This window comes from Streptomyces sp. NPDC058291 (assembly GCF_042880855.1).
Classification (GTDB): Bacteria; Actinomycetota; Actinomycetes; order Streptomycetales; family Streptomycetaceae; genus Streptomyces.
Window position 1 is genome coordinate 107,444 of sequence record NZ_JBHVYK010000001.1, and the last position, 24,103, is coordinate 131,546.

Annotated in this window: 24 protein-coding genes and 2 pseudogenes; 15 read left to right on the forward strand and 11 right to left on the reverse strand. The window is 72.3% G+C overall.

The genetic code is table 11. The features are described from left to right. The first annotated feature begins 5 nt into the window (after positions 1-5). From ACFVYK_RS00540 to ACFVYK_RS00555, 4 genes are read left to right on the forward strand one after another with little or no spacing between them, the layout of a single operon-like run. Positions 6-746, forward strand: coding sequence for an ABC transporter ATP-binding protein (locus ACFVYK_RS00540; protein WP_389766949.1), 741 nt, complete (start codon positions 6-8; stop codon positions 744-746). After that, complete coding sequence (locus ACFVYK_RS00545) at positions 733-1,422, forward strand: ABC transporter ATP-binding protein (RefSeq protein WP_389766951.1); 690 nt, start codon at positions 733-735, stop codon at positions 1,420-1,422. Before ACFVYK_RS00540 ends, ACFVYK_RS00545 begins: the two co-directional genes overlap by 14 nt. Further along, a complete protein-coding gene (locus ACFVYK_RS00550; protein WP_389766953.1) occupies positions 1,419-4,061 on the forward strand; it encodes an FtsX-like permease family protein in 2,643 nt (880 codons plus the stop codon). The genes ACFVYK_RS00545 and ACFVYK_RS00550 overlap by 4 nt, the downstream gene beginning before the upstream one ends. Positions 4,062-4,113: 52 nt before the next feature. After that, positions 4,114-4,842, forward strand: a complete 729-nt coding sequence (locus ACFVYK_RS00555) for a response regulator transcription factor (protein WP_389766955.1) — start codon at positions 4,114-4,116, stop codon at positions 4,840-4,842. A gap of 98 nt (positions 4,843-4,940) precedes the next feature. Here the strand turns inward: ACFVYK_RS00555 and ACFVYK_RS00560 are convergent, their stop codons facing one another. From ACFVYK_RS00560 to ACFVYK_RS00585, 6 genes are all read right to left on the reverse strand, one after another. Beyond that, a complete protein-coding gene (locus ACFVYK_RS00560) occupies positions 4,941-5,609 on the reverse strand; it encodes a response regulator (RefSeq protein WP_389766960.1) in 669 nt (222 codons plus the stop codon). Next, a complete protein-coding gene (locus tag ACFVYK_RS00565; protein ID WP_389766962.1) occupies positions 5,606-6,931 on the reverse strand; it encodes a sensor histidine kinase in 1,326 nt (441 codons plus the stop codon). Before ACFVYK_RS00565 ends, ACFVYK_RS00560 begins: the two co-directional genes overlap by 4 nt. Positions 6,932-6,958: 27 nt before the next feature. Beyond that, on the reverse strand, positions 6,959-7,798 hold the full coding sequence (locus ACFVYK_RS00570) for an ABC transporter permease (protein ID WP_389766964.1): 840 nt from the start codon (positions 7,796-7,798) through the stop codon (positions 6,959-6,961). Beyond that, on the reverse strand, positions 7,795-8,733 hold the full coding sequence (locus ACFVYK_RS00575) for an ATP-binding cassette domain-containing protein (protein WP_389766966.1): 939 nt from the start codon (positions 8,731-8,733) through the stop codon (positions 7,795-7,797). The genes ACFVYK_RS00570 and ACFVYK_RS00575 overlap by 4 nt, the downstream gene beginning before the upstream one ends. 344 nt (positions 8,734-9,077) lie before the next feature. Then, positions 9,078-9,941 (reverse strand): YbhN family protein, encoded by an 864-nt coding sequence (locus tag ACFVYK_RS00580; RefSeq protein WP_389767175.1) that lies wholly within the window; start codon positions 9,939-9,941, stop codon positions 9,078-9,080. A gap of 86 nt (positions 9,942-10,027) precedes the next feature. After that, the gene (locus ACFVYK_RS00585; RefSeq protein WP_389766969.1) at positions 10,028-11,548 is read right to left on the reverse strand and encodes a hypothetical protein; all 1,521 of its coding nucleotides are present in this window, start codon (positions 11,546-11,548) and stop codon (positions 10,028-10,030) included. Between the two features lie 123 nt (positions 11,549-11,671). Between ACFVYK_RS00585 and ACFVYK_RS00590 the strand changes: the two genes are divergently transcribed. Both ACFVYK_RS00590 and ACFVYK_RS00595 read left to right on the forward strand, forming a co-directional pair. Beyond that, entirely contained in the window at positions 11,672-12,055 is a 384-nt protein-coding gene (locus ACFVYK_RS00590) for a BlaI/MecI/CopY family transcriptional regulator (RefSeq protein ID WP_389766971.1), read from the forward strand. Next, entirely contained in the window at positions 12,052-12,960 is a 909-nt protein-coding gene (locus ACFVYK_RS00595; RefSeq protein WP_389766973.1) for a M48 family metalloprotease, read from the forward strand. Before ACFVYK_RS00590 ends, ACFVYK_RS00595 begins: the two co-directional genes overlap by 4 nt. 50 nt (positions 12,961-13,010) lie before the next feature. Here the strand turns inward: ACFVYK_RS00595 and ACFVYK_RS00600 are convergent, their stop codons facing one another. Next, positions 13,011-13,940 carry a M48 family metalloprotease gene (locus ACFVYK_RS00600; RefSeq protein ID WP_389766975.1) on the reverse strand — a complete coding sequence of 310 codons (930 nt, stop codon included), beginning with the start codon at positions 13,938-13,940 and terminating at the stop codon, positions 13,011-13,013. Continuing rightward, complete coding sequence (locus ACFVYK_RS00605) at positions 13,937-14,308, reverse strand: BlaI/MecI/CopY family transcriptional regulator (RefSeq protein WP_389766977.1); 372 nt, start codon at positions 14,306-14,308, stop codon at positions 13,937-13,939. The genes ACFVYK_RS00600 and ACFVYK_RS00605 overlap by 4 nt, the downstream gene beginning before the upstream one ends. Before the next feature lie 135 nt (positions 14,309-14,443). On the opposite strand from ACFVYK_RS00605, the gene ACFVYK_RS00610 reads away from it, so the two are divergent. From ACFVYK_RS00610 to ACFVYK_RS00630, 5 genes are read left to right on the forward strand one after another with little or no spacing between them, the layout of a single operon-like run. Then, positions 14,444-15,112, forward strand: a complete 669-nt coding sequence (locus ACFVYK_RS00610; RefSeq protein ID WP_389766979.1) for a DedA family protein — start codon at positions 14,444-14,446, stop codon at positions 15,110-15,112. Next, positions 15,109-15,714, forward strand: a complete 606-nt coding sequence (locus tag ACFVYK_RS00615; protein ID WP_389766981.1) for a phosphatase PAP2 family protein — start codon at positions 15,109-15,111, stop codon at positions 15,712-15,714. The genes ACFVYK_RS00610 and ACFVYK_RS00615 overlap by 4 nt, the downstream gene beginning before the upstream one ends. After that, positions 15,711-16,523 carry a phosphatase PAP2 family protein gene (locus ACFVYK_RS00620; protein ID WP_389766983.1) on the forward strand — a complete coding sequence of 271 codons (813 nt, stop codon included), beginning with the start codon at positions 15,711-15,713 and terminating at the stop codon, positions 16,521-16,523. Before ACFVYK_RS00615 ends, ACFVYK_RS00620 begins: the two co-directional genes overlap by 4 nt. Further along, positions 16,477-17,139, forward strand: a complete 663-nt coding sequence (locus ACFVYK_RS00625) for a response regulator transcription factor (protein ID WP_389766985.1) — start codon at positions 16,477-16,479, stop codon at positions 17,137-17,139. Before ACFVYK_RS00620 ends, ACFVYK_RS00625 begins: the two co-directional genes overlap by 47 nt. Continuing rightward, positions 17,136-18,515: a sensor histidine kinase gene (locus tag ACFVYK_RS00630; RefSeq protein ID WP_389766987.1), complete on the forward strand. Its 1,380-nt coding sequence runs from the start codon at positions 17,136-17,138 to the stop codon at positions 18,513-18,515. The genes ACFVYK_RS00625 and ACFVYK_RS00630 overlap by 4 nt, the downstream gene beginning before the upstream one ends. A gap of 29 nt (positions 18,516-18,544) precedes the next feature. On the opposite strand, the gene ACFVYK_RS00635 is transcribed toward ACFVYK_RS00630, so the two are convergent. Then, positions 18,545-18,688 (reverse strand): hypothetical protein, encoded by a 144-nt coding sequence (locus tag ACFVYK_RS00635; protein ID WP_389766989.1) that lies wholly within the window; start codon positions 18,686-18,688, stop codon positions 18,545-18,547. Between the two features lie 324 nt (positions 18,689-19,012). Between ACFVYK_RS00635 and ACFVYK_RS00640 the strand changes: the two genes are divergently transcribed. Together ACFVYK_RS00640 and ACFVYK_RS00645 are read left to right on the forward strand one after the other, a co-directional pair. Continuing rightward, entirely contained in the window at positions 19,013-19,363 is a 351-nt protein-coding gene (locus ACFVYK_RS00640; RefSeq protein WP_389766991.1) for an STAS domain-containing protein, read from the forward strand. A gap of 252 nt (positions 19,364-19,615) precedes the next feature. Beyond that, a complete protein-coding gene (locus tag ACFVYK_RS00645) occupies positions 19,616-19,981 on the forward strand; it encodes a VOC family protein (RefSeq protein ID WP_389766993.1) in 366 nt (121 codons plus the stop codon). Between the two features lie 26 nt (positions 19,982-20,007). Here the strand turns inward: ACFVYK_RS00645 and ACFVYK_RS00650 are convergent. Next, positions 20,008-20,727 (reverse strand): annotated as a pseudogene (locus ACFVYK_RS00650) (transposase family protein); the annotation flags it as partial. Positions 20,728-20,881: 154 nt separating this feature from the next. On the opposite strand from ACFVYK_RS00650, the gene ACFVYK_RS00655 reads away from it, so the two are divergent. Next, complete coding sequence (locus tag ACFVYK_RS00655) at positions 20,882-21,580, forward strand: SDR family oxidoreductase (protein WP_389766995.1); 699 nt, start codon at positions 20,882-20,884, stop codon at positions 21,578-21,580. 104 nt (positions 21,581-21,684) lie between these two features. Here the strand turns inward: ACFVYK_RS00655 and ACFVYK_RS00660 are convergent. Then, positions 21,685-21,786: pseudogene (locus tag ACFVYK_RS00660) on the reverse strand (IS630 family transposase); the annotation flags it as partial. A gap of 603 nt (positions 21,787-22,389) precedes the next feature. Here ACFVYK_RS00660 and ACFVYK_RS00665 point away from each other — a divergent pair. Next, positions 22,390-23,808 (forward strand): glycosyl hydrolase family 28-related protein, encoded by a 1,419-nt coding sequence (locus ACFVYK_RS00665; protein ID WP_389766997.1) that lies wholly within the window; start codon positions 22,390-22,392, stop codon positions 23,806-23,808. The last annotated feature ends 295 nt before the right edge of the window (positions 23,809-24,103 follow it).

Genomic DNA, 24,103 nt, shown 5'->3' on the forward strand with positions numbered 1-24,103 from the left:
GTGCGATGCCCGCCGGACCGCCGGACGACGACGTGGTGCTGGCCGCACGGGAGCTGTACCGCTTCTACCGGGCCGGCGAGGAGGAGACGCTCGCGTTGCGCGGGGTGTCACTGCGGGTGCGGCAGGGGGAGACGGTCGCTGTCGTCGGTCCGTCGGGGGCGGGCAAGTCGACCCTGCTGGCGTGCCTGGCCGGTCTCGACGAGCCGTCGGGCGGCGAGGTCCGGGTGGCGGGCGTGCGCATCAGCCACCGGCCCGAGACCGAACGCGCCCGGCTGCGCGCCCGGCACGTGGGGGTGCTTCTGCAGTCCCGCAACCTCCTGCCGCATCTGACCGTGCGCGACAACATCCGGCTCGCCCAGCACGCGGTGCGCGGCCGTCCAGCCGTGAGGGCCGGGACGCTGCTGGAGCAGGTGGGGCTCGGGCGGCGGTCGGGCGCGTTGCCGCGGCAGCTGTCCGGCGGTGAGCTGGCGCGCGCCGGGCTGGCTGTCGCGCTGGCCAACTCCCCGGCGGTGCTGCTGGCCGACGAGCCGACCGGTGAACTCGACGGTGTGACCGAGGAGTTGGTGCTGCGGATGCTGCGGGACCGGGCGGCGGACGGTGGCGCGGTGCTGATCGTGACGCACAGCGCGGCGGCCGTGCGGGGCGCCGACCGAGTGATCACACTGGACGACGGGCGGGCGCACGAGGGAAACGAGGGACCCGAGGGCACTGCTCATGCCAGGGAGTACGGCCATGTCCTCCGTTGATCTGCTCGTCTCCTGCCGGGGCGTCGCGCTCACCTTCGGCCGGGGCCCCACCGCCGTGGTGGCCGTGCACGGCGCCGACCTGGACGTCCGCTCCGGCGACCGGCTGGCGATCGTCGGCCCGTCCGGGTCGGGGAAGTCGTCCCTGCTGCATCTGCTGGCCGGGCTCGAACGCCCCACCAGCGGCACGATCACCCGGCCCGGACTCCACGGGCCCCGGGACATCGGCCTGGTCTTCCAGGCCGACAGCCTCATCCCCGCCCTGGACGTCACGGAGAACACCGCGCTGCCGCTCGTCCTCGCAGGACGCCCGCAGGAGGAGGCCCGCCGGCCGGTCGCCGAGGCGCTCGACGCGGTCGGCGCGGCCGGGCTGGCCGACCGGCTGCCGGACGAGATCTCCGGCGGCCAGGCCCAGCGGGTGGCCGTGGCCCGCGTACTGGCGCAGGCTCCGCGGCTGATCCTCGCCGACGAGCCCACCGGCCGCCTCGACCATGCCACCGGCGCCCGCGTCCTGGACGCCCTGCTCGCGGCGGCAGACCGGACGGGCGCGGCCCTCGTCGTCACCACCCACGATCCGGCCGTCGCCGCCCGGCTCACCGTGCGGCGGGGCATGCGCGACGGCCGGCTGCTCGCAGCCGAGGCAGTGGGAGTTCCGGACCCAGGAGGGAGCCTGTCATGATCACCGCCTGGGCGGGCGGACTGGCCCGCCACCGCATCGGACGGCTGCTCGCCGCCGTCGCCGGGATCGCCCTCGCCGTCGCACTGGTCGCCGCGCTCGGCTCCTTCCTCACCGCGTCCAAGGCCACCATGACCCAGCGCGCGGTCCGCTCGGTCGCCGTGGACTGGCAGGTCGAGGTAGAGCCGGGCGCCGACCCGAACGCCGTCCGGTCGCTGGTGCGGGCCGCTGCCGGCACCCGGGCCGCACTGCCCGTCGGCTTCGCCCGCACCACCGGCTTCACCGCCACCGTGGGAGGCAGTACCCAGACCACCGGACCGGGGGTCGCGCTCGGCCTTCCGGCCGACTACCGCAGCCGCTTCCCCGACGAACTGCGCACGCTCTCCGGCTCCGGCGCCGGCGTCCTGCTCGCCCAGCAGACCGCCTCCAACCTGCACGCGGCCCCCGGCGACACCATCGGCGTGCGACTGCCCGGCGCCGGACCGCGGCAGGTGCGGGTGGACGGCGTGGTCGACCTGCCCCAGGCCGACTCGCTGTTCCAGAAGGTCGGCGCGCCCCCACAGTCCCAGCCGGCCGCGCCCCCGGACAACGTCGTCCTCCTGCCCGCCGCCCGGTTCGCCTCCCTCACCCGGGGAGCCACCGACGTCACGACCCAGATCCACGTGGCCCGCGACGCGCGACCGCCGGCCGACCCGGCCGCCGCCTTCACCTCGGTCACCGGCGCCGCGCACCACCTGGAAGCCAAGTCGGCCGGCACCGTGCTCGTCGGGAACAACCTCGCCGCGGCCCTCGACTCCGCCCGCCAGGACGCCCTCTACGCCCAGATCCTCTTCCTCTTCCTCGGCGTCCCCGGCGCCGTCCTGGCCGCCGCCCTGACCGTGGCGGTCGCCTCGGCGGGCGGTGACCGGCGCCGCCGGGAACAGGGCCTGCTGCGGCTGCGCGGGCTGCGGCCCCGCCAGATCACCGCGCTCGCGGGCCTGGAGGCCGCGCTGGTCGGCGTCGTCGGTGGCCTCGCGGGTCTCGGGCTCGCCGCGCTGACCGGCCGCCTCGCCTTCGGCGCCACCTCCTACGGCGCGAGCGCGGGTGCCTGGGTGGTCTGGTACGCCGTCGCCTTCGTCCTCGGCGTGGCCGCCGCCGCCGCCGCCGTGCTCGTGCCCGCCCTGCGGGATCTGCGCACGGTGACCGTCGCCGACACCAGGCGGGAGCCGCGCGGGTCGCGTTCGCCCTGGTGGCTGTGGTACGGCCTGGACTTCGCGCTGCTGATCGGCTCGTGGCTGGTCTTCCGCGCCTCCTCCGGCAACCAGTACGCCCTCGTCCTCGCCCCGGAGGGCGTGCCCAGCGTCTCCGTCTCCTACTGGGCGTTCCTCGGCCCGGCCCTGCTGTGGCTGGGCGCGGCCCTGCTGCTGTGGCGGCTGGCCCTGCTGGTCCTCGAACACGGCCGCCCGGCGCTGGCCCGCCTCGCCCGACCGCTGACCGCGACCCTCGCCACGACCACGGCGGCCGTGCTGTCCCGTCGTCGACGTCCGCTCGCCCGCTCGGTGGTGCTGCTCGCCCTCGCCGTGTCGTTCGCGATCTCCACGGCCGTCTTCAACTCCACCTACCGGCAGCAGTCCGAGGTCGACGCCCGCCTCACCAACGGCGCGGACGTCACCGTCACCGAACCGCCCGGCGCCCAGGTCCGGGCGAGCGCGGCGGGCACGCTGAAGGTCTCGGGCGTCCGGCACGTCGAGCCCCTCCAGCACCGTTACGCCTACGTCGGCTCCGACCTCCAGGACCTCTACGGCGTCCGGCCCGCCACCGTCGCCGAGGCGACCTCGCTCCAGGACGCCTACTTCGCGGGCGGCACGGCCGGGCAGCTGATGCGCCGGCTCGCCCAGCACCCCGACGACCTGCTGGTCAGCGCGGAGACCGTGCACGACTTCCAGCTCTCCCCCGGCGACACCGTCAACCTCCGGGTCCAGGACGCCCGTACGAAGGCCCTGCGCACCGTGCCCTTCCACTACGCCGGGATCGTCAAGGAGTTCCCGACCGCGCCGAAGGACAGCTTCTTCGTCGCCAACGCCGCCTACGTGGCGAAGGCGACCGGCAGCGACGCGGTCGGCGCCTTCCTGCTCGACACGGGGGGCAGCCACCAGCAGCAGATCGCCGGACATCTGCGCAAGCAGTTGGGCACCGGCGCCACGGTCACCGACCTGACGCAGACACGCGGCACGGTCGGCACCAGCCTGACCTCCGTCGACCTGGCCGGGCTCACCCGGATCGAGCTGGGCTTCGCGGTGCTGCTGGCCGCCGGGGCGGGAGGGCTCGTCCTCGCCCTGGGCCTCGCCGAACGTCGCCGTACCTTCGCCGTGGCCACCGTCCTGGGCGCTCGGAGCGGCCAGCTGCGCGGCATGGTCCTCACCGAGGCCCTGCTGCTGGCCGCCGGCGGCCTGGGGGGCGGCGCCCTGATCGGCTGGGCCCTGTCCGACATGCTCGTGAAGGTCCTGACGGGCGTCTTCGATCCGCCGCCCGCCGGCCTGTCGGTGCCGGGCGGCTACCTGGCCCTGACGGCCTGCGCGGCCGTCGTCGCCGTACTGGCGGCCGCGCTGAACGGCATCCGCAGCGCCGGCCGACCCGCCGTGGAGGAGCTGCGCGACCTGTGAGCGGCCGGGAGCGGGCGGGCCGAGCTCGTCGCCCGCTCCTACGCTGTCCAGCATGCGTACGCCCGCGACCGCCGACCCCAGCCGCCACCGCGTCCTCGTCGTCGAGGACGACGACACCATCGGCCGCCACCTGGAGACCGGCCTGCGCGGCAACGGCTACACCCCGACCTGGAGCCGGACGGGTTCCGCCGCTCTGACCGAGGCCGCGCGAACCCCGTACGACGTGCTGTTGCTCGACCTGGGGCTGCCCGACATGGACGGTCTGGACGTCGCCCGCACCCTGCGAGCCCGCCACCCGGACCTGCTGATCGTCGTCCTGACCGCCCGCAACGACGACATCGACGTCATCGCCGGGCTGGACGCGGGGGCCGACGACTACCTCGTCAAGCCGTTCAGCCTGACCGTGCTGCTCGCCCGGATCCGCGCCCATCTGCGCCGCCGGGTCGTCGCCGCACCACCACAGGAACCCGTCCGGCTGGCCGACCTCGTCCTCGACGTCGTGGCCCGCCGCTGCACGTTGCACGACGAGAACATCGACCTGCGTCCCAAGGAGTTCGACCTGCTCGCCGCCCTGGCCCGGCACGCCGGGGAGGCCGTCTCCCGGGAAACCCTGATGGCCGAGGTCTGGGACGAGAACTGGTTCGGCTCCACCAAGACCCTCGACGTCACCATGGCCGGCCTGCGCCGACGCCTCGCGCAGGCCGCCGACGCCTCGGTCCACCCCGTCAGCCTGCCCCGCATCACCACCCTGCGCGGGCACGGCTACCGTCTGGAACTGTGACGGACGCCGCCGACATGACGCACTGCCGCGCGGCCGATGACCGTGTGCCGCGGCCGGGGCGAGCGGCCCGCCCGGCTTCCCGGCCGCCGCTCGTCGGCTCAGTCGGCGTTGGGCCGGGCGAGGCCGTGGTCGTAGGCGAAGATCACGGCCTGGATGCGGTCACGGGCGCCGATCTTGGCCAGAACGCGTCCGACGTGCGTCTTGACGGTGGACTCGGACAGGACGAAGCGGGTGGCGATCTCCCCGTTGGTCCAGCCCTTGCCGACGGCGACGAGGATCTCGCGTTCGCGCTCGGTGAGGGAGCCCAGGCCGGGGTCCTCGGCACAGTCCGCGCGGTGCGCGGGGACGTAGCGGGCGTACTCCTCCAGGAGGCGGCGGGTGAGGGCGGGCGCGATGACGGCGTCGCCGGAGGCGACCGCCCGGATGCCGGCGAGGAGCTCCTCCGGGCGCGCGTCCTTGAGGAGGAAGCCGCTGGCACCGGCCCGGATGGCGGCGTGGACGTACTCGTCGAGGTCGAACGTCGTGAGCACGAGGATCCGCGAGCGGCCGCCGGCGGCGACGATGCGGCGGGTGGCCTCGATGCCGTCCATGCCCGGCATGCGGACGTCCATCAGGACGACGTCCGGGCGCAGTTCGGCCGCCTTGCGGACGGCCTCGGCGCCGTGGGCGGCCTCACCGACGACGTCGGTCTCGGGGACGGAGTCCAGGAGCAGGTGGAAGCCGTAGCGTTGCAGCGGCTGGTCGTCCACGATGAGCACGGTGGTCATCGGTCACCGCCGCTTTGGGGTGTGAGGTCGAGGACGGCCTCGACGTTCCATCCTCCGCCGCCCGCCGGTCCCGCGCTGACGGTGCCGCCGTACAGGGCCGCTCGTTCCCGCATCCCCACCAGGCCGTGTCCTTCCTCGTTCGGCGGTCCGGACGGTGCGGCCGGACCGGTGTCCTGGACCCGGATGCTCAGCCGACTGTCCTCGACGAGGATCGCCAGGTGGACCCTGGTGCCGGTGTCAGTGCCCGTGTCAGTGCCCGTGTCAGTGTGCTTCAGGGTGTTGGTGAGGGCTTCCTGGACGATGCGATACGCCGTCAGCTGCACTCCGCTGTCCAGGGCGTCCACGTCGCCGGAGGTCCGGTAGACGACCTCCAGTCCCGCGGCGCGCACCTTCGCACACAACGCTTCGATGTCCGCGATGCCGGGCTGCGGGCTGAGCTCGGGCCCGCCCGCCGCGCCGCCCGTCGGATCACCGGCGGCCTCGCGCAGCACGCCGAGCACCCGCCGCAGCTCGCCGAGGGCCTGCCGGCCGGTGTCGCCGATGAGCTGGAGGGCCTCCTTGCCGCGTTCGGGAGCAAGGTCGGTCGCGTAGGCGCCGGCGTCGGCCAGCGTGATGATGACGGACAGGTTATGGCCGACGATGTCGTGCATCTCGCGGGCGACCCGGGTGCGTTCGGTGGCCGTGGCCAGTCTGCTGCGCTGGTCGCGTTCGATCTCCAGTCGGGCGGCCCGGTCCCGCAGTCCGGCGAGCTGAGCCCGGCGGATCCGGACCATCAGGCCGAGCGCGACGGCCGCGGTCGCCGTGCTCAGCAGGAAGAACAGCGCGTCCCAGACGGACACGGCCGATGACACGCGTACCGCGACCAGCACCATGGCACCCGCCATGACCGCACAGGCCCACGGCAGCTGCCGCAGCCACCCGTGCAGGGCCAGGCTGTACAAGGCGAGGAACAGGGCGATGTCCGCGCGCAGCGCCGCGCCCAGGGACCACTGCAGGACGAACACCGCCGTGATGACGGCGAACGCGACGAGGGGTTTGCGGCGTCGCCACAGCAGCGGCAGCAGCAGTCCGGCCTGCAGCGCCAGCATTCCCGCGACGGGCAGCTGGGTGAAGGCCAGGCGGAACCGGCGCGGGCCGTCGCCGTCGCCGTCGTCCATCCCCCCGTGGAACAGGTCGGGCAGGCAGAACATCAGGAAGACCAGGACGACGACGGCGGTGTCCAGCACCCACGGGTGCGTCCGGTCGGCGTGCCTCAACCGCTGGCCGCCCCGGGACAGTCGGGCGACCAGCGTTCCCATCCCGCTGATGTCATCGGTGGTCACGGGTGTCACGCGTCCCTGGTGCGGGCGTCAGACGTCACTGCGCACGAGCCGGTACGCCGCGCCGCCCAGGGCCAGCGCCGTCCAGCACAGGAACACCAGCAGTCCGGCGCCCGGCGACAGCGTCGTGGAGTCGTGGGTCAGGGCGAACATCGCCTGGCCCGCGTTGGACGGCAGGTAGGGGCTGATGTCGTCCTGCCAGGAGCTCGGCAGCAGGGAGATCAGTCCCGGGATCAGCATGAGGGCAGCCACCAGCACCGAGATACCGCCGGCCACCGACCGCAGCAGCGCGCCCAGTGCGGTGCCGATCACCCCGACCAGGCCGAGGTAGAGCCCTGCGCCGAGCAGGCTGCGCAGGACACCCGTGTGCGAAAGGCTCATGGCCGCGGGCGTGCCCGAGACGATCCCGCTCCCGCTCAGGAAGGCGACGAAGCCGCCCAGCGTTCCCACGACCAGCGCGACCAGCCCGAACACGACCGCCTTGGACCACAGCACGGGCAGCCGGCGCGGCACCGCCGCGAGCGTCGAACGGATCATCCCGGTCGAGTACTCCCCCGCCGTGACCAGCACGCCGAGGACGCCCAGGGCCAACTGGGCGAAGTTCGTACCGAAGAGGGACAGACTCACGGCCGTCGCATCGGCGAAGTCCCGGTCCGTGTGGCCGGAGTCGATCCCCGACTTGTAGTGGCTCGCGGAGATCAGGCCGAAGGCCACCAGGAACAGCAGTCCGAGGCCCAGGGTGATCCAGGTCGAGCGCAGGGACCACAGCTTGGCCCACTCCGAGGACAGCACGCGCCGTCCGGTCACCCGGTAGACGGGCCGGACGGGCCTGGTCCGGGGTTCCTCGGCGGTTGCGGTGAGGGTGCTCATGCGGGCCTCCCGAAGGTCTCGATGCCGGTCGTGGTGCCGTGGTACTCCACGGCATCCCTGGTCAGGTCCATGAACGCCTCCTCCAGCGACACGGTCCGCGCGCTCAGCTCGAACAGCGCGATCCCGTGCTCGGCCGCCTTCAATCCGATCTCGCGGGCGGTCAGCCCGGTCACCTGCAGCTCCTCGGAGCCGATCCGGCCGGTGACGTCGACGCCCGGCCCGGCCAGCACGTCCCGCAGCCGCGCCGGGTCCTGGGTCGCCACCCTCACCGTGTCGCCGCCCGCCTCGCGGATCAGGTCCGCCACGGTCGTGTCGGCCAGCAGCCGGCCGCGTCCCACGACGATCAGGTGGTCCGCGACCAGGGCCATCTCGCTCATCAGGTGCGAGGACACGAAGACCGTCCGGCCCTCGTCGGCGAGCCCCTTGAGCAGGTTGCGGATCCAGAGCACGCCCTCCGGGTCCAGTCCGTTGACCGGCTCGTCCAGCATCACGGTCTGCGGATCGCCCAGCAGCGCCGCCGCGATGCCCAGTCGCTGGCCCATGCCGAGGGAGAAGGCACCGGCCCGTTTCTTCGCCACGCTGTCGAGTCCGGCGAGGCCGATGACCTCGTCGACCCGGCTGCCCGGAATGCCATGGGTCAGCGCGAGCGCCCTGAGGTGGTTGTACGCCGAGCGGCCCGGGTGGATCGACTTCGCCTCCAGGAGTGCGCCCACCTCCTGCAGCGGCGCCTGGTGGCGGGCGTAGGGGTGGCCGTTCACGGTGACGGAGCCGCTCGTCGGGGCGTCCAGGCCGACGATCATGCGCATCGTCGTGGACTTGCCCGCGCCGTTGGGCCCCAGGAAGCCCGTCACCGTGCCGGGCTTCACCACGAAGTCCAGCCCGTCGACGGCCGTCTTCTCGCCGTACCTCTTGGTCAACCGTCGTGCGTCGATCATTCGCGTTCTCCCTGTCGGGGTCCGGCGTCCACATCTCCGACGCCTCACCCGCAACGTTAAGAGGCGAATCACCCCGATCCGGTGGTACCGGGAGGCTGAACAGCGCGCGGCGCGTAGTACCTCGGTACTACGCGCCTACCTGCGGCGCTTTCCGTGGTCGTCGGCTCCGCCGTGGTGGCAGCAGGCGTCCGGCCGCTGCGGAGGGCGCCCCGCCCACGCGGCGCCCATCGAGCCGACCATCGCCCCCGGAATCGCACACCCACGGCAGGAACATCACCGAAGCATGCCTGGGAGCACACAGAGGGGCGCGTTCACGCCGCGGCCCCCTCGGTGTCCGGCCAGGATCACAGGACGGAGCGGCGGGCCAACAGCACGAGCACCAGCAGGCCGGGGAACAGCGGCAGCCAGGCCGTCAGCAGCCGGTAGCCGAAGACCGCCGACAGGGCCGCGGCTCCCGGCACCCCGGCCGCGGTGAGCGTCAGCACGAGCGCGGCGTCCAGCGAGCCCAGACCGCCCGGGGTGGGCAGCAGGACAGCGGCGCCGCTGGCGAGCAGGTACGCCAGCAGGACGTGACCGGCCGGCACGGGCACGTCCAGTGCCCGGACCACGGCGGTCAGCACGGCGGCGTGCAGCAGGGCGAAGCCGAGCGAGCCGCCCCACAAGGCGCATGCCCTGGACCGCCTGCTGTGCGCCGCCCGCACGTCGGCCAGAACCCGGCTGACCACGCGCCCCACACTGCGGCGCGCCGTCCGGCTCAGTGCCACGGCTGTCGCGACCACGGCGATACAGCCGACCACCGAGAGCATGACGCAGACGCGCGGGACGGTCGGCGCGAGACGCGGGGTCCCGGGCGAGGCCAGGAGCAGTACGACGGCCAGCGCGAAGCGGACCAGCGTGCCGGCGGCGGCCTTGACCGCGAGCGCGGTCGCCGAGCGGGCGGTGGACAGGCCGCAGCGGGTGAGGAACCGCAGGTTGACCGCGCTCGCGCCGACCCCGGCAGGCAGCACGTGGTTGGCCGCGCACGCCGCGAACTGTGCCGCCACCAGTCGCCCGGCGGGCAGCCGTTCGGCCACCGCTCCCTGCTGGGCGACGGCCGCGCACACCCAGGTCGCCAGAGCGGCCGCGCAGGCCGCCAGCAGCCAGGCTCGATCGGCGCCGGCAAGCCGGTCGGCACCGGCGTCCACGGTGTGCCGGTGGGCGGCGAGCATCCAGACTGCCGCCGCCACCACGACCGCGGTGGCGGCGAGCTGCCAGGGTCGGCCGAGGCCGCGGGACAGCGGAACGCCGGTGGCGGTCACCGCCGCCCTCCCGGCGCCGAGGCGGGTGCGACGTACACGCGCAGGCCGGCCACCTGGTGCGGAGTCCAGGAGCGGGCGTAGCCGGGCGGGCTGTCGCCCGGTGCCACGAGAGTGGCGGCGGGCCTGTGGCGGACGGACCGCCGGATGCCGGCTGACGTGGTGTTGGCGTCGTGGCCACCGGTCGCCGCGGACGAGCAGCCCGCGTAGTAGGCGATCGGGACGTCGTTCTCTCCGGTGACCAGACAGGGCGGACGGACGCCCAGCCTGTGCAGCCCGGCGGCGACGGCGGCCCACTCGCGGTGGGCCGCGGTGGTTTGCCGAACGGTGTGCTCCAGCACCACGAACTGCACGGCCAGATGCCCGACCAGAGCGAGGGCCAGCATCGCCGCGGTCAGCGGCCGACGGATCCGTCCGGGTGCCCGGACCAGGCGCACCAGAAGATCGGCGACCGGGACGGCGAGCAGCGCGTAGGCGGGCAGCAGGAAGCGGGGTGCCGCGTAGCCGATGAGGAAGAGGTAGGGGAAGGCCGCGGAGGCGGCGCAGGCCAGCGGTACCAGCGTGGCGACGGGCCGCCGGGCGCGGATCGCCACCACGGCCGCGAGGCCGGCGAGCAGCGGCAGGACGTACCACCACAGAGTCACGGGCAGCGGGGGCGCGGCGCCGGCGCACGGGCGGCAGAGCGTACGTCCGGCCAGGGCGCGCAGTTGGTCTGCCACGGCGGTGTTCCAGCCGAGGCCGCCCTGGATGCGGGACGCGTCGGACAGGCGTTGCGCCAGTCCGTTGTAGGAGACGTACGCCTCGATCACCCACTCGGCCGCCCCGGTGACCAGGCCGCCGACCAGCGCCGCCGCCAGCGCGGGCCGCCGCCATCGCCGTACGCCCACCAGCAGGGCGAGCAGCGGCAGAGTCGCCCAGACCGCGTCCGTGGGGCGCATCCAGGCCATCAGGGCCGCGCTCAGGCCCAGGCCCCACAGGGCCGCGCGGTCGAAGCGGTTCGCCTGGGCGCGCAGGAAGCAGCCCGTGCCGGCCAAGGCGCCGACGGCGACCCAGTAGTTGGGCATGGCCTGAGGGCCGTAGAACAGCGTCACCCACAAGGTGGCGAACAGAGCTCCCGCGGTCGCGAGCACCCGGGCGGGGAAGACGCCCCGCCAGGCGCGGAGCGCGAGGAAGAGGGCGAGGCCGGAGAGGACGGCCAGGTAGATCCGCAGCAGTGCGGTGGACGACGACCAGGCGGCGACCGGCGCCACCAGCAGCGGGACGCCGCGGGCGCGCGGGGCGCTGAAGAACGCCGCCGGGGCGTGGGAGGCGACCTGGCTGACGTAGACCGACTCGTCCCAGCCGAGGCCCATCCCCGGTCGTACGAGGAGGAGCTGGGCCAGAGTGAAGGCGCCGGCCACGACCGCGAGCGCCACCTCGCCGCCGGATCGGGGGGCGATGCGAGCGGCCGTCGGCGGGTCGGGCCTGCGCGGGCCGGTCGACGTGGCCGACCCGTCCGTGGCCTGCGAGCCGTCTCGCATCGCCCACCCCTTACTCCTACGGCCTGTGCGGCCAGTTCAACCCTACAGCCTGTAGGGTCCACGCCGAGGGCAGCGTCTCGAGACCGAGACCGTCATACCCCTACACGCTGTAAGGTCTCAGTCATGGCTGGCAGGGGCCCGCGGGGCAGAGCCGAACGGCGTAGCGCCGGCGAACTGGAGAGCGAGGTGCTCGCGGCCCTGTGGGCGGCGGACCGGGCGCTGACTCCGGCGGAGGTTCAGGCCGAGATCGGTGGCGGTCTCGCCTACAACACCGTGCACACGATCCTCAGACGCCTGTACGACAAGGGGCTCGCCCTGCGGGACGCGGACGGACGGCGCGGCGCGTACCGGCCCGCGAAGAACGCCGCCGAGCTGACCGCCGAAGCCATGCACGAGGCCCTCGACCGGGGCCCGGACCCGATTGCCGCCCTCCAGCAGTTCGTCACCGGGCTGAGCCCGGAGGAGGAGCGCGCGCTGCGCGACCTGCTGGGGGGTGGCGAGCGATGAGGGTCGACGTCTACACACCGCTCCTGCTGTCCCTGCTGCTCGGCGCTGTCGGCCCCCGGGCCGGCCGCCGGGGGGCGCCGGCGGTCGCCGCCCGCGTCCTGGCCGGGGCCGCCGTCGTGAGCGCTGCGGCGACCACGTGGTCCCTGCTCCTGCTGGCCGCCACCCTCGTCGGCGCTGCTCCCCCGGTGGTCGCGGATGCCCGCGAGGACGGCCGCCCGCTTCCCGAGCCGGTCCCGGAGACCGTCGCGTTCGTCGCGCTCGCGCTGCTCCTCTTCCTTGCCCACCGGTTCCTCAGAGCCGCCCGCGCCGAGTACCTCGCCCGCCGGACCCTGCGCCTGCTGTGCGAGGGGCAGCCGCCGGACACCGAGCTGATCGTGGCCGCCTCCCCCGTCGCCGAGGCGTTCGCCATCCCGGGAAGCGCGGGCTCGCCGGGCCGAATCCTGGTCACCAGCACGATGCTCGGCGCCCTCTCGCCCGAGGAGCGTCGCGTCCTGCTCGCCCACGAGCGGGCCCACCTGACCCACCGCCACGCACGCCTGAGCACCGCCGTGTCGCTGGCCGGCGCGGTGAACCCGCTCCTGGCCCCGGTTCGGCACGCGGTCGTCTTCCTCGTGGAACGCTGGGCCGACGAGCGAGCGGCCGCGGCGGTCGGCGACCGCGCCTGCGCCGCCCGGGCTCTCGCGCGGGCAGCGCTCACGGCCGGAGGCCGGAGGCCGTCCCGCGGACTCGGTTTCACCGACCGCGCGGTCACCCGCCGTATCGCCGCTCTCCAGATCGCCCCGCCGCCACGGCTGTGGCTGCCGGCGGCGCCCGTTCTGGCTCTCGGAGCCCTCACCGCAATGAGTGCCGCCGATGCCACCGGCGACCTGTTCCAACTGCTGGAGCCGATCCTCGTCCGAGGGTGATCACCCGAAGGACAGAGTGATCCTCGTGGTCGGCCACCGTTGCGAGGCGGTCACGGACCTTCCTCGCCCTGGGCGACCTCTACCTCGTGATGGAAGTCGACCACGCCGGCCGTTCCGGCGGCGACGGACAGGACCGTGCAGGCCACGAGGAGCAATGCGGTACGGCGGGTGGTGCGCGAGGGCTTCTCGGAGGGTGCGAGGAGGGCGGCGACGCGCTGCGGCACCGGGCCGCTCGTCGCCGCGGGCGCGAAGTCGGGACGCGTGGACGGGGAGGCGTGGCCGGCCAGGGCGGCGCGGGCGATGGCCGTGGCGATCAGGCGCCGGTCTCCGGTGGCCTCGGCGGCGGCCTCGTCGGCAGCTCGCTCGGCGGCGAGCCGGATGGTGGCACGGGTGGCGCGCAGGGCGGGATGGCAGTGGGCGGCGAGTTCGGCGGCGGCGAGGAAGTAGTGGTGGCCGGCCCGGTTGTGGGCGCGCTCGTGGGCGAAGAGGGCCTCACGCTCGGCAGGTCCCAGGCTGCGCAGCATGGCGGTGGTGACGACGATGCGGTGGGGCCGTCCGGGCAGGGCGTACGCGTCCGGATCGGGCGAATCGATCACGCACAGGTCACCTGCGGCGGGGCGGCGGTCGGCCTGCGTGCGGGCGTTCCTGAAGGCGCGGGCCTGCCGGAAGGCCGAGCGCACAAGGGTCCAGACGCTGACGGTGAGCACTCCGGTGGCCGCCATGGCGGCGGGGAGGACGAAGTAGTCCGAAGGGGTGCGCAGCGGGTGGACGAGTTCACCGAGGGCGGCGAAGGCGGGGAGCTTGAGCAGTCCGGTCAGGACCAGGGCGCCGAGGGCGGCGACGCAGGTCCCGGCCAGTGCCAGGGCCGATGCGGTGAGGACCCACAGCGCGGTGGCGGGGGCCAGGCGGTCGAGGGTCCGGCGGGCCAGCGTCGGCGCGAGCAAGGGCAGGATCAGCGGGAGGAGCAGCAGAGCGGTCATCGCTCGTCACCCTCCAGGAGCCGGCGCAGGTGCTGCTCGTCGCCGGGGCTGAGCTGGGCGACGAAGCGGGCCAGGACCGTCTCCCGGTCGGTGTCCCGGTCCAGTTCGGTGTGCATGCGGCGGGCGGTCAGCCCGGGAGCGTCCTGCACGGGGAAGTAGGCGTAACCGCGCCCCTCCCGCTCACGGTCGACGACGCCCTTCTCGTGCAGACGGGTCAGTATCGTCGCCACCGTGGTCCGCGCCAGGCCGGAACCGAGTTCGGTCTGCACCCGCCCGGGTGTGAGCGGGACCCCGGCGGCCCACAGCGCGGCCATGACGGCGGCTTCGAGTTCGCCGGCCGGCCGCCTCTCGTCCTTCGCGTCGGTCATGGGAACGTTCCTCATTCCGCCATCGTCTACAGTTCAGTAGACCGTCTACAAGATTGTAGTCAGTCGTCGGATGCCGCCATGCCGCCGTTCTGCCGCATCCGACAGCCCGGAAGAACGATGAAGGAGCTCCCGACGATGACCACAGCCATGCACCTATCGTCGCAGCTCGCCGTCAATGTGCTGGACGCCCGGTCGCTGCTGTCCGCCTTCGGCGTGCTGGGCGTGGGCGTGGTCTTGTTCGCCGAGACCGGGTTGCTGATCGGCTTCTTCCTGCCGGGCGACTCGCTGCTGTTCACGGCCGGTCTGCTGTGCACCGGCACCGCCGACCGCGGCCTGAAGCTGTCCCTCGCCCCGCTCCTGGTCGCCGCGGCGGTGGGCGCGCTGGCGGGCGCGCAGTGCGGATATCTGCTGGGCCGCCGAGCGGGCGGTACCCTGCTCGCCCGAAGCCGCTCGGCCCGCCTGCACGAGGGGGCGAAACGCGCCGAGGAGCTGCTGGAGCACTACGGACACGCGAAGGCGATCGTCCTGGCCCGCTTCGTTCCGGTGGTGCGCACGGTCCTGAACCCGATGGCCGGCGCCCTGCGGGTACCGGTGCGGACGTTCACCGTCTGGCAGGTGGCCGGCGGACTGGTGTGGAGCCTGGGTCTCACCCTGGCGGGCTACGCGCTGGGCTCCTCCGTGCCGAACGTGGACCGCTATCTGCTGCCGATCGTCGCGGTGATCGTGGCCGTGTCGCTGATTCCGGTCGCCTCCGAGGTGTACCGCTCGCACCGGGCCGCGAAGGCCAAGGAGGCCCGCGGATGATCCTCGCTCTCGACGGCTCGTCGCTCGACGGCTCGGCCTACACCGACGTGGTGAACCTCGCCCGGCACGCTCCCGCGTGGCTGGACGACACGGTGTCGGCGTGGTCGACGTACGGACTCGCCCTGTTCGCGGTCCTCATGGCCGTCGGCTGGTGGCGTGCCCGAAGCGTGGACGCCACCGCGTCGGTGACCGCGCTCGCCGTGCCGTTCGTCGTGGTCGTGGCTTACGGGGTGGATGCGGTGCTGAAGCTGCTGGTGCGCGAGGACCGGCCCTGCCAGAGCCTGCGGGTGGCCACGCTGGAGGCGTGTCCGGCGCCCGGCGACTGGTCCTTCCCCAGCAACCACGCGGCCATCGCCGCGGCGGCGGCCGTCGCCCTGCTGTTCGTCTCCCGCCGGATCGGCGCGGTGGCCGCGGTGGCCGCCTGCGCGATGGCGCTCTCACGGGTCTGGGTGGGGGCGCATTACCCCCACGACGTGCTGGCAGGGGTCGTGGTGGGCGCGCTGGCCGCTCTGCTCGCCATGTCGGCGCTGCGCAGGGGTGCGCAGGCCCTGGCCCTGCGGCTCACGGCCACCCGCCTGCGGCCGCTGCTGGTGGTGTCATGAAGCGCGGTGAGGTCGCCGAACTGGCCGGCAGTTGCGGCCTCGGCGCGTGGACGGCGTTCGGGGTGCTGACCATGGTCGTGGTCGGCCATGACGGCATACCGCTGTTCTCGGACGCCGACCTCCTCTCGTGGTCCGTCGGCCACCGGCCTGACGTGGCGGTGGCGTTCGCCCGCGGGCTGACCGGCACCGGGACCGGTGTGGTCCCGTTCGCGCTGGCGGTGCTGGCCGGGGTCATCGCGGGGCGCACCCGCCGGCAGCGCGCGTTGGCCGTCGCGCTCTGTCTGGGCTGCCTCGGGGCGGGCCAGACGCTGCGGTACGCGGTGATGGAACTCGTCGCCCGGCCGCGACCACCCCTGGCGGACTGGGCGACGCACGCCTCGGGATGGGCGTTCCCGTCCGGCCACACCACCACGTCGGCTGTCGCCGCGGGACTGCTGATCATCGCCATCCGCATCCGCTCCCCGCGCGGCCGGACCCCGCTCACCCTGGTCATCGGCGGCTGGGGCGCGTCGGTCGGCCTGACCCGGGTCTACCTCGGAGTGCACTGGTTCACCGACGTCGTCGGCGGCTGGCTGTTCGCCCTCGGCTGGCTGGGCCTGTGCCTGGGCCTCGTGGTCCGCTGGCTCCCCCACCGATGGATCCCCGGCACGACGGACACGCACTCGGTGCGAAGGACGGTAGAGCCGATGAGCAGCACAGCGGGAAGCCGGAAGGACACGGCGCCGGAACAGACGGACGTGACACGAGAGCAGGGGGAGGACCATGCGCCAGACGATCCTGGTCGTCGAGGACGATCACGCCCTGCGTGACGTGCTGATGCGCGCGCTGCGCGACGAGGACTTCGACCCCTTGTCCGCGCCGGACGGCGCCACCGCACTGCGGCTGGCCACCCCCGACATCTCCGCCGCCGTGCTCGACATCGGCCTGCCCGACGCCGACGGACGGGACGTGTGCCAGGCGATGCGTGCGAACGGATTCCTCTCCCCCGTCATCTTCCTGACCGCCCACCACCGGCTGACCGACCGGCTGTCCGGGTTCTCCGCCGGAGGCGACGACTACCTGCCCAAGCCGTTCCATCTCACCGAACTCACGGCCCGCCTGCGCGCAGCCCTCAAACGGGCCGCGCCGCCGCCTGCCGCCACAGCCGGAGACCTGGCACTGGACGCCGTACGGCACACGGTCAGCGTCCGGGGCACCCCCGTCGATCTGACACCGACCGAGTTCCGTCTCCTGGCCGCGCTCATGGCGGCTTGCGGCGACATCGTGCGCCGCCGTGACCTGGTCCGGGCGGGCTGGCCCGAGGGCGCCCGAGTACACGACAACACCCTCGACCAGTACCTGACCCGCCTGCGCCGCAAGCTGCGCGAGGCGGGCAGCGACCGGACGATCGGCACGGCCCGCGGAATCGGCCACCGCCTGTCATGAGCGCTACCCGCCACCGGCCGCGGCCCGCCACGGCCGCCTTCCTCCACCGTCTGGCACCCCGCACTCTGCGTGGCCGGCTCTCCCTCGTGGCCCTCACAACGGCCACGCTGCTGATGCTGGTCCTCACCGTCGCCTTCAATGTGGTCGCGCAGCACCGCCTCCAGCATCAGGCGGACGACGAACTGCGCACCCGCGCCGCCGCCGTCGCGACGACCATCGACACCACCAGCAGGACCGTACGTGTCCTGGAGACCTCCAACGACGCCCTCCTCGACGCCAACGTGTGGATCTACGCCGACGGACGCCTGCTGGAAGAGCCGCCGAACGCCGGCCCCCTTACCCACGTCGCCGACGCCCTCGCCGGGCACGGCGGGCGGCGGTGCGTCACCGCCGACGTCGACGGCCCCCTCCGGCTGTGCTCGCAGCCGGTGTCCGCAGACAACAGCGAGGCCACGGTGGTCACCGCGATCGACCTCTCGCCGTACCGGAGCTCGGCCGACACCCTGCTCCTGGGATCGCTCGCCCTGGACGCCGTGATGCTCGCCTGCACCTACGCCCTGACCCGGCTGGCGGTAGGCCGCGCGCTGCGCCCGGTCCGCACGATGACCGACCAGGCCACCCAGTGGAGCGCCGTCGCCTCCGAGGAACGCTTCGGCCATATGCGGCACCCGGCCGAACTCGCACGCCTCGGTACATCGCTGGACGCCATACTGGACCGGATTCGCACCCTCCTGCGCCACGAGCGCCAGCTCACCGGGGAACTCTCGCACGAGCTGCGCACACCCCTGAGCCGGATCATCGCCGAACTCGACTGGTGGCAGTCCCGCCCCCGCACCGCCGACCAGACCCACGCCACCCATAAGGTCATCGCGGACGCCGCCCAGTCCATGCGCACCATCTGCGACACCCTCCTCGACGACGCCCGTGGCGGCGCACTCACCGCTCCGGGCACCGCCGAGATCCTCCCCACGCTGCGCCGCCTCACCGAAGTCCTCGACGCGCCGGGTCACGTGACGGTCGCCGCTGACGGCCCGCCTCTGGAGGCCGGAGTCCCACCCGCCCTCCTCGAGCGCATGGTCAGCCCGCTCCTGAGCAACGCCTGCCGCTACGCCCACTCCAAGGTCGCCGTCCGCGCCTACCGCGCACCGGACGGCGTACGCGTCGAGGTCATCGACGACGGGCCCGGCGTACCGCCCTCGTTCGCCGGACAGCTCTTCGAGCCCGGAAAACGCGCGGAACCGGGCGACGGCCACGCAGGAGCGGGCCTCGGGCTGCCGCTGGCGCGACGCCTGGCCCGCTCCGCCGGCGGCGAGGTGACGCACGACCCCGGACACACCCCCGGTGCACGGTTCGTGGTCAGCCTGCCCGCCGGGTGACTGCTGCGCAGCTCGGCGCCACCGGCGTATCACGGTGCGATGTCGCGCCGGACGTCCTTGCGGGAGACGGCCAGGTAGCCGACGAAGCCGAGGAAGACCACCGTCCAGAACAGCGTGAGCGGCCCCAGCCCCAGATCGAGTCCGCCGCGATCGTGGCCGACCGCCATCCACATGGTCGGCGGTGTACGCGTCGTCACCGTGCAGGGCGAGATCGACCACGACGTCCAAGAGCTGCTCAGCGCAGCCCTGGTGATCAGCGCGGTCGCGGTTTCGCTGATTCCTCGATCAGCGCAGGCCCGAGCCATTCGGGGCGAGAAAGGCCTACTCCTCGCAGTCGTGCCCGATCAAGGGGCGAGCAGCGCTTCGACGGCCTCTCGTGCCGCATGCAGGTGTGAGGTATACGAACCCAGATTTTGTTGACATCGCAACGGGTCCTGCGTTTGCGTGGGGATGTCGACTCCGTGGGCACTTCCTCGGAGGAAGAACGAGGTGGTCCCATGGGCGCATCCCTTCTGACTGTCTCCCAGCACACCACCGCTCAGGGAGTGCACGTCCTGACGCCGCAAGGCGAGATCGACCACGACAGCGTGGCATTTGCGGGCTGGGCGTTCGACAGCGGCGCAGGCGACCGATGCGCGCCGTGCACGGTCATCGACTTCGCACACGTCACGTTCATGGACACCAGCGGCCTCCACTTCCTCCTCTACGCTCACCGTGCCGCACAGGAGAGCGACGGCTGGCTCCGCCTGGCGAACGTTCCCCCGGCCGTGCAGCGCCTCCTGCACATCGTCGGCCTCGACGAGCTCCTGCCGATCTATGCCACGCTCCAAGACGCCCTCCCCGCCTGAAAGATCGTTGCGGCGTGGAAGCAGAAGCAGGGCGGGCGGCCAACCGGACAGGGTGGCCGTCCACGGGCGAGCCTTCGCGGCCAGAGGCGGGCTGAACGCGCCGACGCGCGCGCCCAAGAGCGTCGCCGGCTCGGTCCGAAGCACGAGCTGCGGCTGCCCGGCGGCAGCATCTTCCTTCAGCTCGTAGCCGGTCTCCGAGAGCCTCGGACCTGCTCTGCGACCATTACAGTGGCGTTCATGCACCGATCGCGAATGTACGCGCTCATCGTGGACGCTCCCGAGCGGGAGGCTTCGGCAGCGGCCCAGTTCTGGTCGGCGGCTCTGGGCGTGCCCGCCCGTGTCGACTCGGCAGAGCCCCAGTTCACTTCGCTGGTCGGCGTTGTGGACGGGCTGGCTACCGTGGTCCAGGCGGTTGCTGATACGCCGCGCATGCACATCGACATCGAAACGGACGACGTCGATGCCGAAGTCGACCGCCTGCGAGGGCTCGGTGCCACCGAGGTGTCTCGTTGGCTACAGTGCCATGTGCTGCGGGCACCGGGCGGGCACCTGCTCTGTGTCATCCCCGTCCACAGCGATCCGGATCTCTTCGCGGCAACCGCGCGGACGTGGAAGTGACCTGTCCCCGCATGCTGATGGCTCTCCAGATGGGCTTGCAGCCATGCGGCCAGCGGTTCGGCATCCCGGCCGGGCAGCACGTCCACCGGACGCCGTCTCTCCAGGTTCACCAGGATCGTGGCGTACGAGTCGCCCTTACGCAGCGCGAAATCGTCGACACCGAGCACGCGGATCTCACCCACGGGATCTTCCGGTACAGCGCGGATCAGGCGTAACAGCGTGTCCTTGGCGACGCGCACGCCCAACACCCCGGCCGGACGGTCACCCGCGCGGCCGGCCAGCGCGAGAGCGATCGAGGTCAACTGCTCACGCACCAGCGGTGTGTAGCGGACATGCGGACTCGTCAGCCCCGCGATCTGCTCGGCGAACGTCACCGCCCGGCATGCCGAGTTCTGGCACTTGAACCGCCGCACCAGCGGCTCGATCACCACACTGACGCCACCGACCGCAGCATCCGCAAGCCGTCGCATGGAGCGGCCGTGCACCCGGACCGACGCACTACCGCAATGCGGACAGTACGCCCGCCGAGCGGGCCCGCGCATGCATCGTGACCATCCCAGCCGCAGTCCGCTCGACCAACTCCACCACGACACCAGCCAGATGAGGGAACAACGTCTCGAAACTCCGCGAAGTACACGCGAGCCATGATCACAGCCGTCACTGACACCGACAGCGTGAGCGCAGCCTGGGACCTGCGCGCCGCGCAGGTCCCAACAGGGGTGCCAACAGCGCGGGTTCGGCCCCATTCGTGCGGCATCATGGCCGGTCAGCGATGGCGTACCGGCTCAGCGGGAAGATCGCTGGGTATAGTGCAGGCGTTTCGGGGAACCGGCGACCTGTTCATCGGCATCCGGGGCCCTGGCGGAGCCCCGATGACCACATCGCTAAGGAGGCCGTCCCATGGCACCTGTCACGCTGATCACCGGTGGCTCGACCGGAATCGGCGCCGCCACCGCCCGCGCCCTGCTCAAGCAGGGCCACCGCGTGGCCGTCACCGGACGTGACGCGGACAAGCTGGCCGCTTTCGCCGCTTCGGCCGCAGCGGGCGAGCGGCTGCTGACGATCACCGGCGACACCAGCGACGCGCACGACGTCGCCTCCGCCGTGCGCCGCGTGGTGGAGGCGTGGGGCCGACTGGACAACGTCATCGCCAATGCCGGTTTCTCACTGCCCGGCAACCTGGAGAGCCACACCCCCGAGGACATGCGCGCCATGGTCCTCACCAACGTCCTGGGCCCAGCCCTGCTGGTGCGGGAGACCCTGCCACACCTGCGGGAGTCCAAGGGCCGGATCGTGATCATCGGTTCGGTCGCCGGGGTGCGCAACACGCCTGGCAACCTGTACTCGGTCACCAAGTGGGCCGCGCACGCACTGGCCGAGAACACCCGGCTGCTGGTCGGCAAGGACGGGGTCGGCGTGACGGTCGTCGCACCCGGGGTGGTGGACACCCCGTTCTGGGACGAGCGCGGCGGCACCCCCGAGGCGGCGCCGGTGATGACCGCCGAGCAGGTCGCGGACACGATCGTCTTCGCCGTCAATCAGCCCGCGGGCGTGGACATCAACCACATCACCATGCGGCCGACCGGACAGGTCGGCTGACGCCGCGCTCCCAACGACCGTACGACAAGGCGCCTTCGGCCCCACTGCGTACCACGCGATGCAGGCCGAAGGCGGGTGAGCGCGCCCTTACCGACTTCGACTCTTCAAGGTGACGTGGGTTCGTCGAGGGTCAGGCCAGTGCCGGCTATGAAAGCGTCGAGAGTGTCGGGCCGGTACTGAAGGCGCTTGAGCCGGTTACGTACGAGGGTTTAATGCTGCTGTCCCAGGTGCGCCGGTCGAGCACCGCGTACCGGCAGGCCGTGTCAGCGGTGATCGACCACATCGAGAGCTTCCCCGTCCGGTAGCGGCCCGGGTGTGTCAGCTCGGACCGGCCGACATCCCGTGCCCGCATCCGCCAACGAGCGATCTCGCGTTTCGGCTGGTTCGGTAATCCCGCCGGAGGACGACTGCTCACGTACGGCCGGGGCTCGGCGCGGCGGCTGCCGCTGCACGTCGCGGGCGACGACTCGCGCGCCGCGGCCGGGCCGAAGATCACCGAACCGAAGGACGCGTTGACGGATATACAGAGACTTCACGGCTCGTTCCGGAGCCGCTAAGCTGACGTGGTGTAATCAGTTATATCTCTAGCGTAACCGGATCGGCGGGGTCGGTCATCCTGCCCACGCTGGCCCTGAGCAGCCGGTCATGCAGTCCGTTCCAGGGGACGGGCTGCTCTACCGGAGCCACCTTCCTTGAAACCTCGTCGAGATGGCTTCGATCGACTCCTCTCAGGGCCGGCGACCGAACCCGGCGTCCCGCTGGTCCCAGCTGAGCCCCCCGCATCCACGATGCAAGCGACGGAGACCATCATGGCCACCAGCTACTGGTTCAACGTCCTGGACTACGGTGCGACCGCCAACGGCGTCACCGATGACACCACCGCAATCCAATCCGCGATCAACGCGGTGCCTTCCTCCGGCGGAACTGTCGTCTTCCCGGCGGGCACCTACAAAATCTCCTCCGCTTTGGTGACTCGCTCCAACCTGATCCTCCAGGGCGTCAGCGACGGCTCGTCGGTGATCGCGCAGAGCAGCACCACGGCCAACGGCCTCACCGGCTCGGACATCACGAGGCTGACCGTCCAGGATCTCACCGTCCAGGGGCCGGGCAGCGGCAGCGGTAAAGGAATTCTGCTGACGCGGTCGGCGAATCCCGCGACCGTCTCGCTGTCGTTCTCGCGGATGACGGTGAAGTTCTTCGGCAACACCGGGATCGAGCTGTCCAACCCGATCGTGTCCACGTTCACCGGCGTGACATCGGCCAACAACGGCAACCACGGCTGGGACATTCACGGTGTCTCCGCAGGTGCGGCAGGCACGAGTTGCTCGTTCATCGGCTGCTACGCCGACATCATCACCAACGCCGGCTTCCGTCTCGACACGATGGCCTACTGCTCCTTCGTAGGCTGCGCCGCGGACCACTGCGGCATCGGCTACGAGGTGACCGGCGTCGGAAGCCAGGGCATCAGCTTCAACGGATGCGGAGCCGAATCCGCGGTCAACCGCGGCACCGGGTACAACGGCTACAGCTGGAAGATCAACGCGGCGATCGGCGTGGGCCTGTTCAACCCCTTCACCTACAACAGCCCCAACGTCAGCATCTGGGTCACCGGCGGTGCCCGAGCGGTCAGCATCCTCGGATTCGCCGAGAACACCCCCACCGGCGCGGCGGTCAACTCGATCAAGGTCGACTCGGGCTGCTCGGCCACCCTCGGCGACTGCAGCAACGTGGAACCCCTGTCCCTGGCGGGCACCACCAACATCATCAACGACACCGCCGGCGGCACGGTCGCCACCGGGTTCGTCTACGGCGCGGACTCGGCCTACTACGAGGGCACCGTCTCCTCCGGCACCGCGCCGACCTCGGCCGATCACCTGACGCGCAAGGACTACGTAGACGCCAAGGTCAATCCCGCCCCCGTCACCCTCACCGACGCCCCCACCATCGCCACCAACGCGGCCCTGGGCGACCTCTTCCGCGTCACCTTGGCGGGCAACAGAACCCTGGGCGCACCCACGAACCCCGCCAACGGCCAACGCGTCACCTGGGAACTCATCCAGGACGCCACCGGAAACCGCACCCTCACCCTCAATTCGATCTTCGTCCGGGGCACCACCATCCCCACCGTCACCCTCACCACGACGGCCAACAAACGGGACTTCCTCACCGCGATCTACAACTCCACCACGAACAAGTGGTACGTCCTCGACTTCGTCAAGGGCTTCTGAGCAGCAGAGACGACCACAGTGATCCACTTGCCGGGCGGCCCTGGTCGGGGAGAATCGACTGTAGGGCGCCACCGTCATCTCCCGGCGAACAGAGCCGGGCGGCGAACGGATCCAGGCCCTGGAGCGGCGGCTGCCGCGGCGCTCCGACGGAACACCTCCTCATCGGCGCCGGGAGTTCGTCCGCCGCTGTCGCCATCGCTCAAGCAACCCGGCGCCATTGCAGGAGCAGGAACCCTTTCCTCCTGCCACAGACGGCATCGCGAAGTTCGTTCCGACCGATGGCCGCTACAGGAAG

Excerpts from the sequence above, each read along its gene's own strand:
- ACFVYK_RS00655 (WP_389766995.1), top strand. The coding sequence starts at position 20,882 with ATGGCACCTGTCACGCTGATCACCGGTGGCTCGACCGGAATCGGCGCC.
- ACFVYK_RS00605 (WP_389766977.1), bottom strand. The coding sequence starts at position 14,308 with ATGACCGACGCGAAGGACGAGAGGCGGCCGGCCGGCGAACTCGAAGCC.
- ACFVYK_RS00620 (WP_389766983.1), top strand. The coding sequence starts at position 15,711 with ATGAAGCGCGGTGAGGTCGCCGAACTGGCCGGCAGTTGCGGCCTCGGC.
- ACFVYK_RS00665 (WP_389766997.1), top strand. The coding sequence starts at position 22,390 with ATGGCCACCAGCTACTGGTTCAACGTCCTGGACTACGGTGCGACCGCC.
- ACFVYK_RS00630 (WP_389766987.1), top strand. The coding sequence starts at position 17,136 with ATGAGCGCTACCCGCCACCGGCCGCGGCCCGCCACGGCCGCCTTCCTC.
- ACFVYK_RS00560 (WP_389766960.1), bottom strand. The coding sequence starts at position 5,609 with ATGACCACCGTGCTCATCGTGGACGACCAGCCGCTGCAACGCTACGGC.
- ACFVYK_RS00545 (WP_389766951.1), top strand. The coding sequence starts at position 733 with ATGTCCTCCGTTGATCTGCTCGTCTCCTGCCGGGGCGTCGCGCTCACC.
- ACFVYK_RS00540 (WP_389766949.1), top strand. The coding sequence starts at position 6 with ATGCCCGCCGGACCGCCGGACGACGACGTGGTGCTGGCCGCACGGGAG.
- ACFVYK_RS00555 (WP_389766955.1), top strand. The coding sequence starts at position 4,114 with ATGCGTACGCCCGCGACCGCCGACCCCAGCCGCCACCGCGTCCTCGTC.
- ACFVYK_RS00590 (WP_389766971.1), top strand. The coding sequence starts at position 11,672 with ATGGCTGGCAGGGGCCCGCGGGGCAGAGCCGAACGGCGTAGCGCCGGC.
- ACFVYK_RS00595 (WP_389766973.1), top strand. The coding sequence starts at position 12,052 with ATGAGGGTCGACGTCTACACACCGCTCCTGCTGTCCCTGCTGCTCGGC.
- ACFVYK_RS00615 (WP_389766981.1), top strand. The coding sequence starts at position 15,109 with ATGATCCTCGCTCTCGACGGCTCGTCGCTCGACGGCTCGGCCTACACC.
- ACFVYK_RS00625 (WP_389766985.1), top strand. The coding sequence starts at position 16,477 with ATGCGCCAGACGATCCTGGTCGTCGAGGACGATCACGCCCTGCGTGAC.
- ACFVYK_RS00610 (WP_389766979.1), top strand. The coding sequence starts at position 14,444 with ATGACCACAGCCATGCACCTATCGTCGCAGCTCGCCGTCAATGTGCTG.
- ACFVYK_RS00575 (WP_389766966.1), bottom strand. The coding sequence starts at position 8,733 with ATGATCGACGCACGACGGTTGACCAAGAGGTACGGCGAGAAGACGGCC.
- ACFVYK_RS00640 (WP_389766991.1), top strand. The coding sequence starts at position 19,013 with ATGGGCGCATCCCTTCTGACTGTCTCCCAGCACACCACCGCTCAGGGA.
- ACFVYK_RS00580 (WP_389767175.1), bottom strand. The coding sequence starts at position 9,941 with ATGCTCGCCGCCCACCGGCACACCGTGGACGCCGGTGCCGACCGGCTT.
- ACFVYK_RS00645 (WP_389766993.1), top strand. The coding sequence starts at position 19,616 with ATGTACGCGCTCATCGTGGACGCTCCCGAGCGGGAGGCTTCGGCAGCG.
- ACFVYK_RS00635 (WP_389766989.1), bottom strand. The coding sequence starts at position 18,688 with ATGTGGATGGCGGTCGGCCACGATCGCGGCGGACTCGATCTGGGGCTG.
- ACFVYK_RS00550 (WP_389766953.1), top strand. The coding sequence starts at position 1,419 with ATGATCACCGCCTGGGCGGGCGGACTGGCCCGCCACCGCATCGGACGG.
- ACFVYK_RS00600 (WP_389766975.1), bottom strand. The coding sequence starts at position 13,940 with ATGACCGCTCTGCTGCTCCTCCCGCTGATCCTGCCCTTGCTCGCGCCG.
- ACFVYK_RS00585 (WP_389766969.1), bottom strand. The coding sequence starts at position 11,548 with ATGCGAGACGGCTCGCAGGCCACGGACGGGTCGGCCACGTCGACCGGC.
- ACFVYK_RS00570 (WP_389766964.1), bottom strand. The coding sequence starts at position 7,798 with ATGAGCACCCTCACCGCAACCGCCGAGGAACCCCGGACCAGGCCCGTC.